The following is a 16,336-nucleotide window of genomic DNA, read 5'->3' as shown; positions in this document are numbered from 1 at the left end:
AAAATGGTTAATGGATTATCAAATATAACAAGTGGTTACGCATCCGGCGGTTTAACTAATGGTACAGCAATGGGGAAAGAGGATTTTTTAAAACTGATGCTTGCGCAACTACAAAATCAAGACCCAATGAGTCCAATGGAAGGGACAGAGTTTGCATCACAATTAGCCCAGTTTACATCGTTAGAACAGTTAATGAATCTTAATGACTCGATGGATACAAGCATAAATGCAAACTATTATTTGTCACAATCGATAAACAACACGCTTGCTGCAACACTTATTGGTAAAGAGGTGAAACTCAGCGGAAATACATTCCAGAATAACGGACAGGAAAACACAACACTTGGTTACGACTTAAGCACGATGGCAAGCAGTGTAACAGTTAAAATTTATAATGAAAGTGGACAATTAGTAAAAACTATAGAAAACGCTCCTAAAAATTCTGGAGATAATAAACTTATTTGGGATTTTTCCGATAATGATGGTAATAGTGTACCTCAGGGGAGATACACTTTTAAAGTTGAACCGAAAGATGCTGATAGTAACCTGATGTCTTATTCAACTTATGTTCTTGGAAAAATTGATGGAGTTAAGTTTACAGAAAACGGTACAATGCTGGTTGTAAACGGAGCTCAATATAATCTTTCGGATATAATGGAAATTTATAACTCAGATGATGAAGGATAAAACAAATGCCGGAAATTAATGGAATAAGCGTTCCGTTTGTTCCCATTGGTGATTACAACGGAAGCAATCCCAGGATAAAAAGTCCAGGTGATAGTTTTGAATCAATCTTTCAGAAAGAGCTGGAGAAAGTAAAATTCTCGTCGCATGCTCTTAAAAGATTGGAAGAAAGAAATATTGAACTAAGTGATGAAGAAATGTTAAAAATCAATACTGCTGTTGAAAGAGCAGAATTGAAAGGATCAAAAGATTCACTTGTAATGATGAACGCAACAGCGTTTATTGTAAACATTCCAAATAAAACAGTTATTACTGCTATGTCGATTGCAGATAGTAAGGAAAATGTTTTTACAAATATCGACAGCGTAGTTTTTGCAACTTAAAAAATATTAATTAACTACGGGCGGGACCTTTTAAGGACGCCCAGTTCAACTGACTGACTGAAGTTGAACGATTAGAACTAAAAACCTTAGGAGGTTAAAATGTCTCTTATAAATTCTCTTTTCTCCGGTGTTTCCGGTCTTCGCAACCATCAAGCAATGATGGACGTAATTAGCAACAATATTGCTAACGTAAATACAATTGGTTATAAAGGATCACGAATTACTTTTAGTGATACTTTTAACAAAGTTGTCCGCTATGGTTCTAACCCAACAGAAACCGGTGGTGGAACTAATACATTCCAGATCGGCCTTGGAATGAAAATGAATTCAATTGATCGTAACTGGACTCAAGGTACATTCGAAGGAACAGGCACAACCACAGATCTAGCACTGCAAGGTAAAGGACTATTTGTTCTGGATAATAACGGCGAAAGATTTTATTCCAGAGCCGGTGCATTTATTTTTGATGCAGAAGGCAGATTAGTAAACTCATCTAATGGTGCCATTGTACAGGGTAAAGTTGCAAATACCGAAGGAAGTGTACCTCCCGGAAACTATCTTGAAGATATTATAATCGATTCTAATTTAAGATTACCAGCAGTTGCAACCACAGATATTTCCTGGGGGGGCAATTTAGATAGTTCGTCAAGTCTTACAGGATCTGAAGAATACTTACAAACTGGTAATATTAACTCTGCTTTATTGGTTGGCGATTCCGTCACAGATCAGAATACAATTTATGATGAAAATGGTAACGCTTATACATTTGAAGTTACATATACAAAAACTGCTGCCGATACATATGATATGACATATCAATTGTTAAATTCTTCCGGTGCTGCAGTTGTTGCGCCAACAACAGCTGTGGTAGTTTTTGATCCAGCTACAGGTGACATGCTTACAATGAATGGTGGTGCCCCCACACCAATAGGCATTACGAATGCAACATTAGGAATTAATTTTTCGTATGACCCTGTTGCCGTTACACAAACAGCAAATTCAAATTCATTAGCATCTAATGTTGATGATAATCGTGATCCAACTATTGTAACAGGGTCTGTAACAATATTTGACTCATTGGGTTCTGCACATACTTTAACATTAAAGTTTACAAAAACATCTAATAATAACTGGAACTGGAGTTCGAGTGTTCCTTCTGCTGATGGTACATTGTCAGGAAATACAGGAACAATTTCATTTAATCCTGATGGTTCAATCAACGCAATATCTCCAAACCCACCAGTTGTTACTTTTACACCAACAGGTGGTGCAAGTTCACAGAATATCGTCCTTAGTCTAGGTGATAATTTCACAGGTGTAACACAAACTTCTTCAAGTTCAGTTGTCTCTGCACTAACACAAAACGGATCTTCAGCTGCTTCATTATCAAATATAAATATTGATCAATACGGATACATAGTTGGAGTGTTCTCTAATGGTCAATCAAGACAACTTGCACAGATCTTGGTTGCAACGTTTCCGAATTTAAACGGAATGATTAGTGTTGGTGACAACATGTTTACGGTTTCTGCAAACACAGGTGATCCGTTAATTGGTGCACCAGGGGAATCAACTGGAACAACAATTCAATCAGGCGCTCTTGAACAATCTAATGTGGACTTATCAGAAGAGTTTACCAGAATGATTGTAGCACAACGTGGATTCCAATCAAGTGCAAGAATTGTAACTGTATCAGATACATTACTTCAGGAAATAACAAACTTAGTTAGATAATATTTCTTAAATAGTAGTTAATAAAGGGAGCTTAATAAGCTCCCTTTTTTTGTTAAAGGATTTAAAATTATATCCATAATATTTTCTAACTCAGTTTGTTACTAGTTAGTATCCAATAGCCATTTATATTCTAAATCACATAAAACATAACTTTTAAAAAATTCTCTTGCAAACAATGTATTATTATCAGGGCTTATATAAACTTCACGAAATGTATCGTTGTCAAAAGGTACTCTATAATGTTTATTTTTTTGCGTATTCCAGAAAGAGATTCCGTCACCGCCGGTAAAGACTACTAAATCTTCATCATCTGTAACATCAAAATTATTTACAGCCCCTATGTTGTCTAGTTGTCTAGTGATAGTGTTAGAATTAATATCTAAGATTTTTAGAGAACCATATGCTGAAAAGAATAGTTTCTTATTATTAAGATTATATTTGAGAGCAAATGTTCTGAAAGATTCTGAAATATCATGCACATAAGCACCGGTCTGATAGTTATATATCTTAGCATCAGAATTATAAAATCCTGCTGCAACATATTGATCGATATTATCAATCGTCAAGCAATATGAGTCGTCATTGAAAATCATACGATCTTCCCATGACCAGGTTGTAGTATTGTAGAATCTTAATTTGTTATTTCTTTCCATAATTAAAAATTTACCATCACTACTATATTTAATATAATTTGGAGAAGTAATAAGATCTAATTTTTTAACTAAAAGACCAGTTGAGATATCAAAAACCAATAAAGTATGATAATTACCAATGCCTGCCACGAACCTATTATCTGGACTTATTGTAAGCCGTTCAAATATCTGATCAGTACTGTCACCTAAAAAAGTTCTAATAATACTTCCATCAGATACTTTTATTATTCTAATACAAACCCCGTTAGAAATATATCCACCAAAAGCCGCAATTGAAAAATCATTACTTACAACAGCTTCAGAAATTCCATAAGGGACTTGAATTTTTTTATTTAATGAAATGGTTTTCCCAAAAAATACTTTGATGACATTTGTCGAACCCGAAGTATTACCATCTGTATATGCAGATACTTTATACAGATAAGATTTACTAGTGTCCAAGTTACTGCTAACATACTCAATAAAGTTCTTACCCACTCTTCCGATTTCTGAAAAAACATTCTGATCGTCCGTACGATAAATGATAAAACCTTTTTCAAAAGTAGTATTATAATTCCATTTTAATTTTACTGACGATTGGGAATTGTGTTCGAAAGTCAGTTCAGTTGGTGGGAGGAATGAAATTAGAACTGGTTGAAAATATCCTTTATCAGAGAAATAATTGTCCCTTATAGCGTGAATTGCAAACTTATATTGATTATAAATATAAAACTGTTTATAATAAATAAAAGAGTTAGTTCCGGCAGGTAGTATTCTTATAACATTATACGTTCCATTTGAAAATTCGGAAATAGCATATCCCTTTTCAAAAGTATTATTGTCATCCCAATTTAAAACTATAGAGGTATCAGTAATTGAAGAAGCGCGTAGATTAACGGGAGTAAATAATTGTATAGAGGCTTGGGTGATATTAGAGTAACCACTAAATTGATTTTCAGTTAAAGCTCTAACCCGAAAGAAATATTTTTTTTCCGTTTCAAAATTTCCATGGATAGTGTAAGTTGTAACATTTGAATCAAGTAAAGCAATCTTAATAAAATTAGAATCATCTATCGCTTGTTCAAGTTCAAATCCTGTTTCAAATTTGCAATTGTCTGACCAGCTAAGAGAAATAGTTGTATCGGAAGTTAAAAGTGCATTCAGACTACTCGGCATAAACCTATAAATATTAAAAATAGTGTAATCCGATTCAATAACTTTACCGGATTGATTATAAGCCTTTGCTTGTAGAATATGCTGGCTTCCTTCCTCATACCATCTACAATCAATAAAATATTCATAAGGAGGTTTTTGAAAAACAGCATTATCTATTACATAATGATCAAAGAATAGCTCAACTCGTTTTGCATCAATATTATTAACAAGAATTTGAACCGTAATAGAATCAGACACTGAAGAGTTATTAATGGGACGTACAATTGACACCTTGGGTGTTAAATCGTAAGGTTCGACGGGATTGTATTCACAAGAACTTAAAGTAATTAAGGCGATAAGAGCAATTGCAAATAAAACTATTGATTTCATAAAATCCCCTTAGATTATAAGAAAAACAATTTATAAGCTGGTATTAATGTAGTAAACGTTCATTTATAATCAATGTATTTTTATGTTATTTTTTTAATGGGTAAAGCCAGGCTGGGTATCAGCATCTATGAATTTTCATTATACTTTTTGCTAGGACTTTAATCGTCCTACAATTTAATCCTTTTTACCCATCTGCATAATATTAACCACAAAATCTTTTCTTATTTGCTTCTTTTCTCAATTTCCACCCAAATCTTTAATGGCATATCGGTTGCAACTGACTTACCATTATGGCAGAAGAAAATACAAATACACCCCCGGAAATCATTCAGGCGAAAACTAAATCGTCTATGTTCAATCCAAAAATTTTAATGATTGGATTACCCATCTTTATTGTGCAATTGGTAGCGGTTTACTTTATAACTGCAAATGTTCTTTTAACAGGAGGTCATACAATTGCTCAAAAAGAAGCAGACAAAACAGGAGAAACAAAAGAAGAATCCAACAATGGTCACTCAGGTGAGGCAGAAAATAAAAATGCTGAAGGTAACACAGGTGGTTTAATTTTTTCTGTTGATGATATGATTGTAAACCCCGCACAAACAAATGGCAAAATGCTTCTGCTGGCAAGTCTTGGTCTTTCGGTTGAAACTGAAGAAGCCAAAAAAACATTGGAAGAAAAACAAGTCATTGTTAAAGACGCAATCATAAGTGTCCTATCAAGTAAAAATACAACTCAGCTTGGCAGTTCAACTTACAGGGATACTTTAAAAACAGAGATTCTAAAAAATCTTGCTGTTCAGATGCCCGGATCAAAAGTAAATAATATTTATTTCAGCAAATTTATTATTCAGTAATCAATCTAAAATTATGTCAGAAGTATTATCACAATCAGAAATAGATGCGCTGTTACAAAGCGGGGGAGAATCTGTTCCGCAAGTGCAAGTTGAGGATGAAGTAATTCCTTATGATTTTAGATTGCCAAACAGAATTTCTAAAACTCAACTGCGTACAATAAGAAACATCCACGAAAACTTTGCAGAAAGCTTAAGTTCTTTTCTTGTTACAAAACTTCAGACAGTTGTAAATATAAAAGTTAATACAATTGATCAGATTTATTATTCAGAGTATGTGCTTTCTGTTCCCAATCCTGCTTGTCTTTATACTTTCCAGATAAAAAACACAGACATAAAAGGAATATTAGAACTTAATGCCGATCTTGCGTTAACCCTTGTGGATAGGCTGCTTGGCGGTAATGGTTCCAGTAAAAAACAAAGCAACAACATTACACTAATTGAGCAAAAAGTTTTAAGTTCAATAGTTGAAAAGGTTATGCATGATCTAAAAAAAACCTGGCAGATAATAGATAATATGGATTTCGTGGTGGATCACTTTGAGCCGGATATTGATTTTGTTCAGCTTACCTCCCCAAACGAATCAGTACTGCTGATCTCGTTTGAATTTTCTTTTGGTGAAGAAACATATCTGATGAACTTATGTTTTGCAACATTTGCATTTGATTCTATTCTTGCAAAAATGTCTTCACAAAAACTATCTTCATCTAGACCGAATAAAAACCAAGGCAAAACAACTAAAGATATATTAAGTAAACATTTAAATCATACCTATGTGCCGCTAACTGTCGAACTGGGGAAATCATCAATTTCAATTAAAGATTTTTCTGACCTTAAAAAAGGTGATGTGATAGTTTTGGATAACAAGATACAAGATGAGCACATTGTAAGAGTTTACAACAAAGTTTTGTTTTATGGTCATCCCGGAATTTCAAACAATCATAAAGCAATTAAGATTACAAAAAATTTATTAAACAATAATTCATACTAAGGAAAGTCTGCGATGGAAGAAGTATTAAAACAAGGGGAAGAATCGTTGAAAGATTATGAAAGCTCAAATAAAGACGGTAGAAACGGTAACGGAAAAGTAAAATCCATAAATGAAGCAGAGCTACCAGAGTTTGAAGAATCAAGATTCAGTGGAAATGACTCGATGGAAAAGTTAAGCTTTCTGAAAGACTTGCAATTAAGTATTTACATTGAGCTCGGTAGAACTCAAATGCAAATTAAAGAAATACTTGAACTAGAACGCGGTTATGTAATTGAGCTTGATAAATTAGCAAGTGAACCGGTGGATATTTTTGTTAACAACAAGAAAATTGCTGAAGGCGAAGTTGTGGTTATAGATAAGCACTTCGGAATCAGAATAGTAAATCTTGTTGATGTTTCAAATCGCCTAAAGGCAATCTGATTATGTCATTCTTTGAAATAGTAAAACTAATTTTTCCGCTGCTGCTTATCTGTGGAATGCTTTACGGACTACTTGTATTTGTCAAACGATATTCATTTAAACGCGGTGGGAATACTTTACTTGATATAAAGGTTATCAACAACCAGATGATAATGCCAAAAAAATTCTTATCGGTTGTAAAAGTAAAAGATAAATTATTAATTCTCGGTGTTAGCGAAAACAATATTTCTTTATTAAAAGAAATTGATGCTGATGAAACAGATATTATAAACGATTCAGCAAATCTGCCCTCGCAAAACTTTGCAGATGTTTTTAAAAAATTTCTTCCCAGATGAAAAACAAAAACCTTTATATAGTTTTAACATTTATTTTTTTATTTGCTGCGAACTCATTTGCGCAACAAACACAAAGCCTATCCTTTCCCTTACCTAAACTTGATGTTCAGGTTGGAAGTTCTGACAATCCGCAGGATGTTTCTGTAACACTACAAATTTTGTTGTTGATGACCATTCTTGCGTTGGCGCCATCTATAATGATTATGACAACTGCATATTTAAGAATAATCATTGTTTTCCATTTTTTAAAAAGTGCACTCGGTACCCAGCAAATGCCACCAGGACAGCTATTAGCCGGTGTTGCACTTTTTATTACTTTTTTTGTGATGGCGCCAACCTGGAATAAAGTTAACGAAGAAGCACTTAAACCTTTGATGGATGAAAAGATAACAACTGAGGAAGCCTATAATAAAGGTATTGAGCCAATAAGAGAATTTATGTTTAGAAATGTAAGAGATGAAGATCTTGGACTTTTTATTTCACTAGCTAATATGACAAGACCCAAGAATCGAAATGAACTTCCAACTTATATTGTAATCCCTGCTTTTGTTATAAGCGAATTACGAACTGGATTTATAATAGGATTCTTTTTGTTCATTCCGTTTCTAATGGTTGATATGATCATCTCAAGTATTCTAATGTCTATGGGTATGATGATGCTTCCGCCGATGCTTGTTTCACTTCCATTTAAAATATTGCTTTTTATTCTTGTTGATGGATGGAATCTAATAATCGGTTCTGTTGTAAGGAGTTTTGCTTAAATGACAGAAGAACTACTTGTTGAAATTTTGAAAGACGCATTTAGTACCGCGTTTTTAATTCTACTTCCAATTCTAGCGGTTGCAATGTTTGTTGGAATTGTAGTCTCGATATTTCAAGCCGCCACATCAATACAAGAAATGACCTTAACTTTCGTACCAAAAATATTTTTTACTGTTCTAACAATTGTTATTCTTTTACCATGGATAATAGACACGCTGGTAACGTTTACTGAAAAATATTTTACAATGTTTATCACACTGGTAAGATGAAGATGTTTGGTATAGTAGATTTTATAATAGTTATTCTAATTTTCATAAGGATTTCTACTGCACTAATTACATCTCCAATTTTCGGCAGCAAAGTAGTTCCAACACTTCCAAAATTATTTCTTTCAGTGGTTTTGGCATACATAGTTTTTTTAACCATTGATAGAAACGTAATCACTACAGTTCCAACAGGATATATGATTATTATTCTATCAATCAAAGAGGCAATAACAGGATTGATTATTGGGTTTATGCTTCAGTTTGTTTTCTGGGGCGTTTCATACGCGGGAACATTGGTTGGATTTGATATGGGATTAACTATGGCAGAAGTTTTTAATCCAAGTGCTGATGCAAGCAATAATATAATTGGTGAATTTCTCTATTACGGTGCGTTGATGATATTTTTTATAATTAACGGGCATCACTACATAATAAGTTCACTCAAGTTTTCTTTTTCCGTTATACCACTTGGTAAATTTACATTAACAAAACCGGTGTATGATTTAATTGTTATTTACGCTTCTTCAATATTTGTAATTGCTGTTAAGATTGCTTCGCCAATAATGGTTTCTTTTTTTCTTATTCATATTGCAGAAGGTATCGTTTCCAGAATCATTCCACAGATGCAAGTTTTCTTTGTAACGCAACCGTTAAAAATTGGTATAGGACTTTTAATGCTTGCCTCAACAACGCCATTATATCTTTATGTAATAAAAAATCTTTTGCAGGATTATGAAAGCAAACTTTACACTCTTATAGAAGCAATGGGTATTTAGAATGGCAGAACAAGACGGCAAAGAAAAAACCGAACAACCGACCGGGAAAAAATTAGACGATGCGCGTAACAAAGGTCAGGTTGCAAGAAGCCGTGAGGTAAATTCAGTCGCTGTTTTTGGAACCGGATTTATTATGCTTTATGTCTTCCAAAATTTTATTGGAAGTAGAATTAGTGACTTTGCTATCTCAATATTTAACTCCTTAGATACTTTTCCAAATCGCCTTTCTATGATCAGTAGCTTTATGATGGATTGGTCAGTTTTTTTTGCTATAACTTTAGCTCCTGTGATGATTGGCCTTATAATCATGGTATTTGCATCCAACATAGGGCAAGTAGGAATAAAACTAAGCCCGGAAGCAATGTCTTTAAAGTTTGATAAACTAAATGTTTTTAAAGGAATTAAAAATTTAATATCAACTAAATCATTTGCCGAACTTTTAAAATCTTTATTTAAATTGATTTTAGTGGGATTATTCACTTACTTCGTGCTTGATGATCTTATCGCATCATCAACTGAATTAGAATCATTTAGCATAAATGAAATTTTAGTTTTTATGCTTGATTCTGCTTTTGCTTTAATCTGGAAAATTGGACTTGTATATCTAGCAATTGCTGCCGCAGATTTTGTATGGGAAAAATATAAGTTCAATAAAGATATGATGATGACTAAAGAAGAAGTAAAAGAAGAATGGAAACAGACTGAAGGTGATCCTCAGGTAAAATCCAGAATTAAAAAATTAATGATGGAAGCCTCCAAACGAAGGATGATGCAAGATTTGCCAAAGGCGGATGTTGTAATTACAAACCCAACTCATTACGCGGTTGCAATTAAATATGATATGCAAAAAGATGCCGCACCTCAAGTTATTGCAAAGGGTGTTGATAATCTTGCGTTAAAAATAAAAGAAGTTGCAAAACAGCATAACATACCTATTCAAGAAAACAGGGAACTTGCACGCGCACTTTATAAAATGTGTGAGGTTGGAGATAAAATTCCTGCGTCATTATTTAAAGCTGTGGCACAAGTACTGGCTTATGTTTTCAATCTTAAAAAATCTAAAAAGAAAAGTATTGTGTAGACTGTGATGAAAATGTTTGGTCGAAATACAGATATCCTTTTAGCTTTTGCTTTGATTTTTATGCTGGGATTAATGTTAATTCCATTGCCAGCAGGATTTTTAGATTTTTTTCTTGCATTAAGCATTACAGTTTCAATATTAATATTTGTTGTATCTCTTTTCATTCAATCACCTTTAGATATTTCAATTTTCCCCGGTTTACTCTTAATCTCTACTCTTTTTAGATTATCATTAAACATAAGTTCTACAAGGCTAATCCTTATTGATGGTTATGCCGGAAAAGTTATTGAAACATTTGGACAGTTTGTGGTTAGCGGTAATTATGTTGTTGGATTTATTGTGTTCATCATTCTACTTATCGTGCAGTTTATGGTTATTGTAAAAGGATCCGGACGTATTTCTGAAGTTGCAGCAAGATTTACACTTGATGCAATGCCAGGTAAACAAATGGCTATTGATGCTGATTTAAATACAGGATTAATCACTGAAGCTGATGCAAGAAAACGTCGTGATAATATTTCCCGTGAAGCAGAATTTTATGGTGCTATGGATGGAGCAGGAAAATTTGTTAAAGGAGATGCAATTGCAGGATTGATTATTAATGTAATTAATATCGTTGCTGGATTTGTTATTGGAATTGGGCAAAGAGATTTATCAATTACGGAAGCGCTTCAGCAATACACAATTCTTACAATTGGCGATGGACTTGTTTCCCAGATTCCTGCGCTACTTATTTCTACCGCAGCAGGTATGGTTGTAACAAGAAGTGCAGCCGGCACCGCATTGGATTTACAAATCAAAACTCAGTTGCTTGCTAATCCAAGAGTGCTTGCTATTGTAGCAACTACTGTAGTAATATTTTCTTTCTTACCAGGAATGCCAACGATTCCGTTTGTGTTTATTGGTGCAGTTTTAGGCGTTACATCTTTTATGAAAAAGAGAAGTGATGCAAATCAGGCAACAGTTATTGAAGAAGAAATTATTAGCAATGAAAAAGGTGAAGAAGTTGTTGAACAATATTTGCAGGTCGATCCCATTGAAATTGAAATTGGCTATGGTTTAATAAGTTTGGTAGATGAATCCCAAGGTGGGAACCTATTTAATAAAATATCTACAACAAGAAAATTTATTGCGCTTGAGTTTGGGGTACTAATTCCGCCAGTTAGAGTTAGAGATAACTTACAACTTTCTCCGAATGAATACATAATTAAAATTAAAGGAAATATTGTTTCATCATTCGAAATCCATCCGGATAGATTTTTAGCAATGAATCCGGGCGGAGTTGAAGAACAGATGGACGGAATACCTACAAAAGACCCTGCTTTTGGATTACAAAGTTTCTGGGTAACTCGTGAAGAAAAAGACAGAGCTGAACTTTTAAACTTTACTGTTGTTGATGCGATTTCAGTTTTATCAACACATTTACAGGAGACATTAAAAACCAATTTTGATAAAATATTAAGCAGGCAAGCAGTAAAACAACTACTTGAAAACCTTAAAAAAGATTATCCTGCTGTTATTGATGATATTTCCGTTGATGTATTGCCGCTTGGCACAATACAAAAAGTATTACAGAATTTACTTAAAGAATTAATTCCAATAAAAGATCTTGTGCAGATAATTGAAGCATTGATTGATTATTCAAAAGTTACAAAGAATATTGATGTGCTTACAGAATATGTTCGACATTCATTAAACAATACGATTGCAAATCTTTACAAAGATGGAAACGGAATTATTCACGCTGCGGCAATTAGTGAAAAACTTGAAGCGTTTATAACGGCTTCATTTCAAAATCAAAAAGATGCAGTTCAAACATTAGGTTTAAATCCTGTAATGCTGAGTGAACTAAAAACTAAAATGCAAATTATTGTAGATAAGTTTGATGCCCTTGGGTACAAACCAGTTTTTATAACCTCGGCAACAATAAGACCTTATTTTTATAGATTGATTAATTCATCGTTCCAAAATGTAACTGTACTTTCTTACACAGAACTTCCATCACAAATTGAAATAGAATTTATTGATAATCTGGAGATATCAAATGCACATTAAAAAATACAGAGCAACATCGCTTAAAGAAGCCGCAGAATTAATGAAGTTAGAATTAGGCTCTGAAGCCTTGATATTAGGTACTAAAGTAGTCGCTGATGAAAACGACAACAGATTGAAATTATATGAAATCACAGCTGGTGCGGATAAATTTGAGATAGCAGAAGAAACTAAAACGAAGGTTATAAAACAAAATCTTAGTCAAACAAATTCTTTCGCAGAGGAAATGAAAAATATGACTGCAAGAATTTATCAGCAGAATCAAAATCAAAAACAAAAGATTAGCCAAGTTTATGGAGTAGAGCCAAAAGATGAAAATAAAATTGCTAGTATGAATACAAACCCAGTTGATGTGAAACCGGTTAAAGATAATCAAATGAAGGAAATCATAAAAAATCTTTCTGAAAAAGAAGTTCAAAAATCGGTTGTGCTTTCTATAATGGAACAACTTAAAAAGTATAAGAATTTTTTATCAAAGGATAACCTTGATAATTATGTGCAAACCTGCCTTGGTTCTTTAATTCAAACAAAAACGTTGGATTTAAATGTTAAAAAGCAAAATAAAGTTATTGCACTTGTTGGTCCAACAGGGGTTGGTAAAACAACAACAATCGCAAAGCTTGCTTTGATTGCAAAAATTATCCACAAACTTGATGTTGGGTTAATATCTATTGATACATACAGGCTTGGTGCCATAGATCAGTTAAAAAGTTTTGCGGATGTTAGTCATACTGATTTTCTTGTTGCTTATGAGCCAAGTGAAATGCCTGTCTTAATGAAAAAATTTTCAAAGAAGGACATTGTTTTTATTGATACTGTTGGTAGAAATCATAAAAACGATTCACAGCTAAAATCTAACCTTGATTTCCTTTCGTCCGTAAAAGTTGATGAAACCTTTCTTGTTTTATCTGCAACAAGTTCAACAAGAAACTTAGTTGAGATTGCTAAGAAGTTTAAAATATTTGATTATAATGCGTTTATTATGAGTAAGATTGATGAAGCAGTCGTTCACGGAAATATTATTAATCTCACTACAAAAACCGGAAACCCGATTGCGTTTTTAACTAACGGTCAAACAATTCCGGATGATATTATCTCGGCTGACAAAGATTACATCGCTAATTTAATTTATACTGGTCAACTTAGATCATGACGGGACAGCTTGATAGAATACGCGAACTTGAAAAATTATTTAGCTCAGAAGAAAATACTATTTCTGAAAAAATAGTCGTTGTTACCTCTGGCAAAGGTGGAACAGGCAAATCATTTTTTGCCGCTAACTTTTCTTATCAGTATTCTAAATCGTACAGAGTGTTATTGATTGATGCGGATTTTAATTTATCCAATCTGCATTTACTTCTAAATGCAAATCCACAAAAAACATTAAATGCTTTTTTTGAATCCAACGCTGTGTTTAATGAAATCATTACAAAATATAATTCAAACTTAGATATAATTTTTGGTGATGCCGGATCATTAAGTTTAGACAAACCTTCTTTCAACCAAATAAACAGGTTATTTAAGGAGATAAATAATATTTCATCTGAGTATGATTTGATTGTTTTTGATTTGGGCGCAGGAATAAGCGATGAAAATCTCCATGTACTGTCAAAAGCAAAAACAAAAATTATAATCACAAACCCTGAACCAACAGCATTGATGGATGCGTATGTGATTATTAAACTTTTAAAAAATAATAAAACTGAAGATGGAGTTTACATCGCTATAAATAGATGTAGAGAAGAATCAGACGGAGCACAGGCATTTCAAAATTTAAAAGCTGCAGTTGATCATTTTTTAAAAACAAAAATAAAATTTTTAACAGAAATTCCTGAATCGGCTGAAGTTAGAAAATCAATAATTGACCAAAAACTTTTTGCAGAAATCAGCCAATCCAACAAAGTTATCAGCTCAATAAATACTTCAGTTAGTAAGATTAGCAAAATTCATCAAGTGTTTAATATTAACCAACTCGACATTAAAGACTCATCAATAAGCTTCAAAAACAGCTTCTAATCACAACAAATTTACATTTAATTAGCCGACGTTAATGGTACAGGGTTTGCCTAACCTAAGCAAAGGTAAAAAAAATGAATAAAGTACTAATACAATTTGGTTTATTAATCTTCTGCTTTTCACTGATTTTTTTCAGTCAAAGAGGAATGCCGCTTCAGGATGTTGTTCTGAAATCTTTTATAGTTTTTATTTCACTAACAATCGTGTTAAGCGTAGTGGTGCTTTCTGTTTTTAAGATGATAAATAAAAATGAAACTCTTTCACCAGTTGATTCAAAAAAAAGTGAGTAAAGAATAATGCAAAAGAATAACGCAGAACTCTGGCAGCAGTTCAAACAAAATCAATCGCCAATCTTAAAGAAACAGATTATTCTTAATTACGTCAACCTTGTTCATTATGTAATTCATCATTCCAAATTTGCAATTAACAGTATTCTTGATGAAAGAGATTACTTTCAATATGGAATAGAAGGATTGAATGAAGCGATTGACAGGTTTGATCCTGATTACGGAACTAAGTTTGAAACTTATGCAATACAGAGAATACGCGGAAAAATAATTGATGAATTAAGAAAACTTCAAAGCAAATTTAAAAATGATTCAAACGAATCATCAATTGAATCATTCTATACAAACGTATCACTTAGCAGATCACCTGAAGATGAAGACGGTTACACGTTGGGCGAAGTTATCGCCAATGATACAGAATCAGCCGCAACTACTGTTGAAAAAACTGAGATGAAAGAATATTTAATGAGCGCAATAAAAGATCTGCAGGAAAGAGACAGATTGCTTTTGAGTTTGTATTACTTTGAAAATTTAAACTACAAAGAAATTGCTGAGTTGATGAAAATTACTGTATCAAGAGTTTCACAAATACACTCAAGAATTATGAAAGATCTAAAATCAAAATTATTGGTTTTAAATGACTAATTATTTAGAAAATACAGAAGTTATTCGCGAAAGAAATAAGCGATTACTAACTGGTATCAGAAATCTTCCTTCAGTTCCATTCATAATGGTAGAAGTTTCTAAGATGTTGGATAACCCAAGAACCGGTGCATCGGATTTGGGAAAACTTATAAGTAAAGATCAGGCGATGGTTGCAAAGATATTAAGTGTTGCAAACTCGCCATTATACGGGTTACCCCGCAGAGTTTCTACAATAGAATTCGCTATTGTAATCTTAGGATTTGATCATATAAAAAATATTGTAATTGCTCTTTCTATGATGGAAGCTTTTAAAAGTAAAGAAGATAAAAACTGGAACCGCAGAGCTTTTTGGCTTCACTCACTTATCACAGCAAGCGCAGCAAAAAGAATTGCTGATGATCTTGGCTACAGAAAATCCGGAGAAGCATTTACTTGCGGTCTTCTTCACGATCTTGGAATCTCGGTTATTCAAAGATATTTCTTTGAGGGATTTAAAGAGATTTGCGCTTTAGTTAATGATCAGCAAATGCGATATACAAATGCTGAACAAAAAGTTTTAGGAATTTCACACGAAGAAATTGGAAAGTTTTTAATAGAAAAATGGAATTTGCCAAGTTCTCTGGGTGATGCAATTCTTTTTCATCATAAACCTTCCGAAGCAGAAAATGAAAGAGAAATGGCTGCAATAATTCATCTTGCGGATTATATGACTCAGCGTTTTACAATGGGTGATTTGAACTGGGATGAAAATTATGAGCTTGATCTTGCAATAATAGATATCCTAAATCTTGGTGATGAAAGTTATTTAGAAAGTTTTATTCAAAGTTATGAACAATTATTCCGTGTTCAGATTGATTCAATTAAATTCTAACG

General features: G+C 33.1%; 18 protein-coding genes. 17 read left to right on the top strand and 1 reads right to left on the bottom strand.

Features of this window, described 5'->3' with window-relative positions:
* Nucleotides 1–3: 3 nt before the first annotated feature.
* The 3 genes from IPJ23_17055 (at nt 4) to IPJ23_17045 (ending at nt 2,801) form a co-directional block, all read left to right on the top strand.
* Nucleotides 4–687 (top strand): flagellar hook capping protein, encoded by a 684-nt coding sequence (locus tag IPJ23_17055; protein MBK7632378.1) that lies wholly within the window; start codon nt 4–6, stop codon nt 685–687.
* A gap of 5 nt (nt 688–692) precedes the next feature.
* Complete coding sequence (locus IPJ23_17050; protein MBK7632377.1) at nt 693–1,067, top strand: flagellar protein; 375 nt, start codon at nt 693–695, stop codon at nt 1,065–1,067.
* A 99-nt stretch (nt 1,068–1,166) separates the two neighbouring features.
* Nucleotides 1,167–2,801, top strand: a complete 1,635-nt coding sequence (locus IPJ23_17045; protein MBK7632376.1) for a flagellar hook-basal body complex protein — start codon at nt 1,167–1,169, stop codon at nt 2,799–2,801.
* A gap of 101 nt (nt 2,802–2,902) precedes the next feature.
* Here the strand turns inward: IPJ23_17045 and IPJ23_17040 are convergent, their stop codons facing one another.
* Complete coding sequence (locus IPJ23_17040; GenBank protein ID MBK7632375.1) at nt 2,903–4,978, bottom strand: hypothetical protein; 2,076 nt, start codon at nt 4,976–4,978, stop codon at nt 2,903–2,905.
* Between the two features lie 290 nt (nt 4,979–5,268).
* Between IPJ23_17040 and IPJ23_17035 the strand changes: the two genes are divergently transcribed.
* The 14 genes from IPJ23_17035 to IPJ23_16970 all read left to right on the top strand — a co-directional run bounded on the left by IPJ23_17035 (nt 5,269) and on the right by IPJ23_16970 (nt 16,334).
* Nucleotides 5,269–5,835 (top strand): flagellar basal body-associated FliL family protein, encoded by a 567-nt coding sequence (locus IPJ23_17035; protein ID MBK7632374.1) that lies wholly within the window; start codon nt 5,269–5,271, stop codon nt 5,833–5,835.
* Nucleotides 5,836–5,848: 13 nt separating this feature from the next.
* Complete coding sequence (gene fliM, locus IPJ23_17030) at nt 5,849–6,823, top strand: flagellar motor switch protein FliM (protein MBK7632373.1); 975 nt, start codon at nt 5,849–5,851, stop codon at nt 6,821–6,823.
* 12 nt (nt 6,824–6,835) lie between these two features.
* The gene (fliN, locus tag IPJ23_17025; protein ID MBK7632372.1) at nt 6,836–7,243 is read left to right on the top strand and encodes a flagellar motor switch protein FliN; all 408 of its coding nucleotides are present in this window, start codon (nt 6,836–6,838) and stop codon (nt 7,241–7,243) included.
* Nucleotides 7,244–7,245: 2 nt separating this feature from the next.
* Nucleotides 7,246–7,578, top strand: a complete 333-nt coding sequence (locus IPJ23_17020; GenBank protein MBK7632371.1) for a flagellar biosynthetic protein FliO — start codon at nt 7,246–7,248, stop codon at nt 7,576–7,578.
* A complete protein-coding gene (gene fliP, locus IPJ23_17015; GenBank protein ID MBK7632370.1) occupies nt 7,575–8,339 on the top strand; it encodes a flagellar type III secretion system pore protein FliP in 765 nt (254 codons plus the stop codon). The genes IPJ23_17020 and fliP overlap by 4 nt, the downstream gene beginning before the upstream one ends.
* Complete coding sequence (locus IPJ23_17010) at nt 8,340–8,609, top strand: flagellar biosynthetic protein FliQ (protein MBK7632369.1); 270 nt, start codon at nt 8,340–8,342, stop codon at nt 8,607–8,609.
* A gap of 2 nt (nt 8,610–8,611) precedes the next feature.
* On the top strand, nt 8,612–9,382 hold the full coding sequence (gene fliR / locus IPJ23_17005; protein ID MBK7632368.1) for a flagellar biosynthetic protein FliR: 771 nt from the start codon (nt 8,612–8,614) through the stop codon (nt 9,380–9,382).
* A 1-nt stretch (nt 9,383) separates the two neighbouring features.
* The gene (gene flhB, locus IPJ23_17000) at nt 9,384–10,463 is read left to right on the top strand and encodes a flagellar biosynthesis protein FlhB (protein ID MBK7632367.1); all 1,080 of its coding nucleotides are present in this window, start codon (nt 9,384–9,386) and stop codon (nt 10,461–10,463) included.
* A gap of 6 nt (nt 10,464–10,469) precedes the next feature.
* A complete protein-coding gene (flhA, locus tag IPJ23_16995; GenBank protein ID MBK7632366.1) occupies nt 10,470–12,518 on the top strand; it encodes a flagellar biosynthesis protein FlhA in 2,049 nt (682 codons plus the stop codon).
* On the top strand, nt 12,508–13,668 hold the full coding sequence (gene flhF, locus IPJ23_16990) for a flagellar biosynthesis protein FlhF (GenBank protein MBK7632365.1): 1,161 nt from the start codon (nt 12,508–12,510) through the stop codon (nt 13,666–13,668). The genes flhA and flhF overlap by 11 nt, the downstream gene beginning before the upstream one ends.
* Complete coding sequence (locus tag IPJ23_16985) at nt 13,665–14,531, top strand: P-loop NTPase (protein MBK7632364.1); 867 nt, start codon at nt 13,665–13,667, stop codon at nt 14,529–14,531. Before flhF ends, IPJ23_16985 begins: the two co-directional genes overlap by 4 nt.
* A 74-nt stretch (nt 14,532–14,605) precedes the next feature.
* Nucleotides 14,606–14,821 (top strand): hypothetical protein, encoded by a 216-nt coding sequence (locus tag IPJ23_16980; protein ID MBK7632363.1) that lies wholly within the window; start codon nt 14,606–14,608, stop codon nt 14,819–14,821.
* Between the two features lie 6 nt (nt 14,822–14,827).
* Nucleotides 14,828–15,463, top strand: a complete 636-nt coding sequence (locus tag IPJ23_16975) for a sigma-70 family RNA polymerase sigma factor (protein ID MBK7632362.1) — start codon at nt 14,828–14,830, stop codon at nt 15,461–15,463.
* Entirely contained in the window at nt 15,456–16,334 is an 879-nt protein-coding gene (locus IPJ23_16970; GenBank protein MBK7632361.1) for an HDOD domain-containing protein, read from the top strand. Before IPJ23_16975 ends, IPJ23_16970 begins: the two co-directional genes overlap by 8 nt.
* The last annotated feature ends 2 nt before the right edge of the window (nt 16,335–16,336 follow it).

The organism is Ignavibacteriales bacterium, assembly GCA_016709765.1.
Taxonomy (GTDB): domain Bacteria; phylum Bacteroidota; class Ignavibacteria; order Ignavibacteriales; family Ignavibacteriaceae; genus IGN3.
This window is presented reverse-complemented; position numbering and strand designations above follow the sequence as displayed.

Excerpts from the sequence above, each read along its gene's own strand:
- IPJ23_17055 (MBK7632378.1), top strand. The coding sequence starts at position 4 with ATGGTTAATGGATTATCAAATATAACAAGTGGTTACGCATCCGGCGGT.
- IPJ23_17050 (MBK7632377.1), top strand. The coding sequence starts at position 693 with ATGCCGGAAATTAATGGAATAAGCGTTCCGTTTGTTCCCATTGGTGAT.
- IPJ23_17045 (MBK7632376.1), top strand. The coding sequence starts at position 1,167 with ATGTCTCTTATAAATTCTCTTTTCTCCGGTGTTTCCGGTCTTCGCAAC.
- IPJ23_17040 (MBK7632375.1), bottom strand. The coding sequence starts at position 4,978 with ATGAAATCAATAGTTTTATTTGCAATTGCTCTTATCGCCTTAATTACT.
- IPJ23_17035 (MBK7632374.1), top strand. The coding sequence starts at position 5,269 with ATGGCAGAAGAAAATACAAATACACCCCCGGAAATCATTCAGGCGAAA.
- fliM (MBK7632373.1), top strand. The coding sequence starts at position 5,849 with ATGTCAGAAGTATTATCACAATCAGAAATAGATGCGCTGTTACAAAGC.
- fliN (MBK7632372.1), top strand. The coding sequence starts at position 6,836 with ATGGAAGAAGTATTAAAACAAGGGGAAGAATCGTTGAAAGATTATGAA.
- IPJ23_17020 (MBK7632371.1), top strand. The coding sequence starts at position 7,246 with ATGTCATTCTTTGAAATAGTAAAACTAATTTTTCCGCTGCTGCTTATC.
- fliP (MBK7632370.1), top strand. The coding sequence starts at position 7,575 with ATGAAAAACAAAAACCTTTATATAGTTTTAACATTTATTTTTTTATTT.
- IPJ23_17010 (MBK7632369.1), top strand. The coding sequence starts at position 8,340 with ATGACAGAAGAACTACTTGTTGAAATTTTGAAAGACGCATTTAGTACC.
- fliR (MBK7632368.1), top strand. The coding sequence starts at position 8,612 with ATGTTTGGTATAGTAGATTTTATAATAGTTATTCTAATTTTCATAAGG.
- flhB (MBK7632367.1), top strand. The coding sequence starts at position 9,384 with ATGGCAGAACAAGACGGCAAAGAAAAAACCGAACAACCGACCGGGAAA.
- flhA (MBK7632366.1), top strand. The coding sequence starts at position 10,470 with ATGAAAATGTTTGGTCGAAATACAGATATCCTTTTAGCTTTTGCTTTG.
- flhF (MBK7632365.1), top strand. The coding sequence starts at position 12,508 with ATGCACATTAAAAAATACAGAGCAACATCGCTTAAAGAAGCCGCAGAA.
- IPJ23_16985 (MBK7632364.1), top strand. The coding sequence starts at position 13,665 with ATGACGGGACAGCTTGATAGAATACGCGAACTTGAAAAATTATTTAGC.
- IPJ23_16980 (MBK7632363.1), top strand. The coding sequence starts at position 14,606 with ATGAATAAAGTACTAATACAATTTGGTTTATTAATCTTCTGCTTTTCA.
- IPJ23_16975 (MBK7632362.1), top strand. The coding sequence starts at position 14,828 with ATGCAAAAGAATAACGCAGAACTCTGGCAGCAGTTCAAACAAAATCAA.
- IPJ23_16970 (MBK7632361.1), top strand. The coding sequence starts at position 15,456 with ATGACTAATTATTTAGAAAATACAGAAGTTATTCGCGAAAGAAATAAG.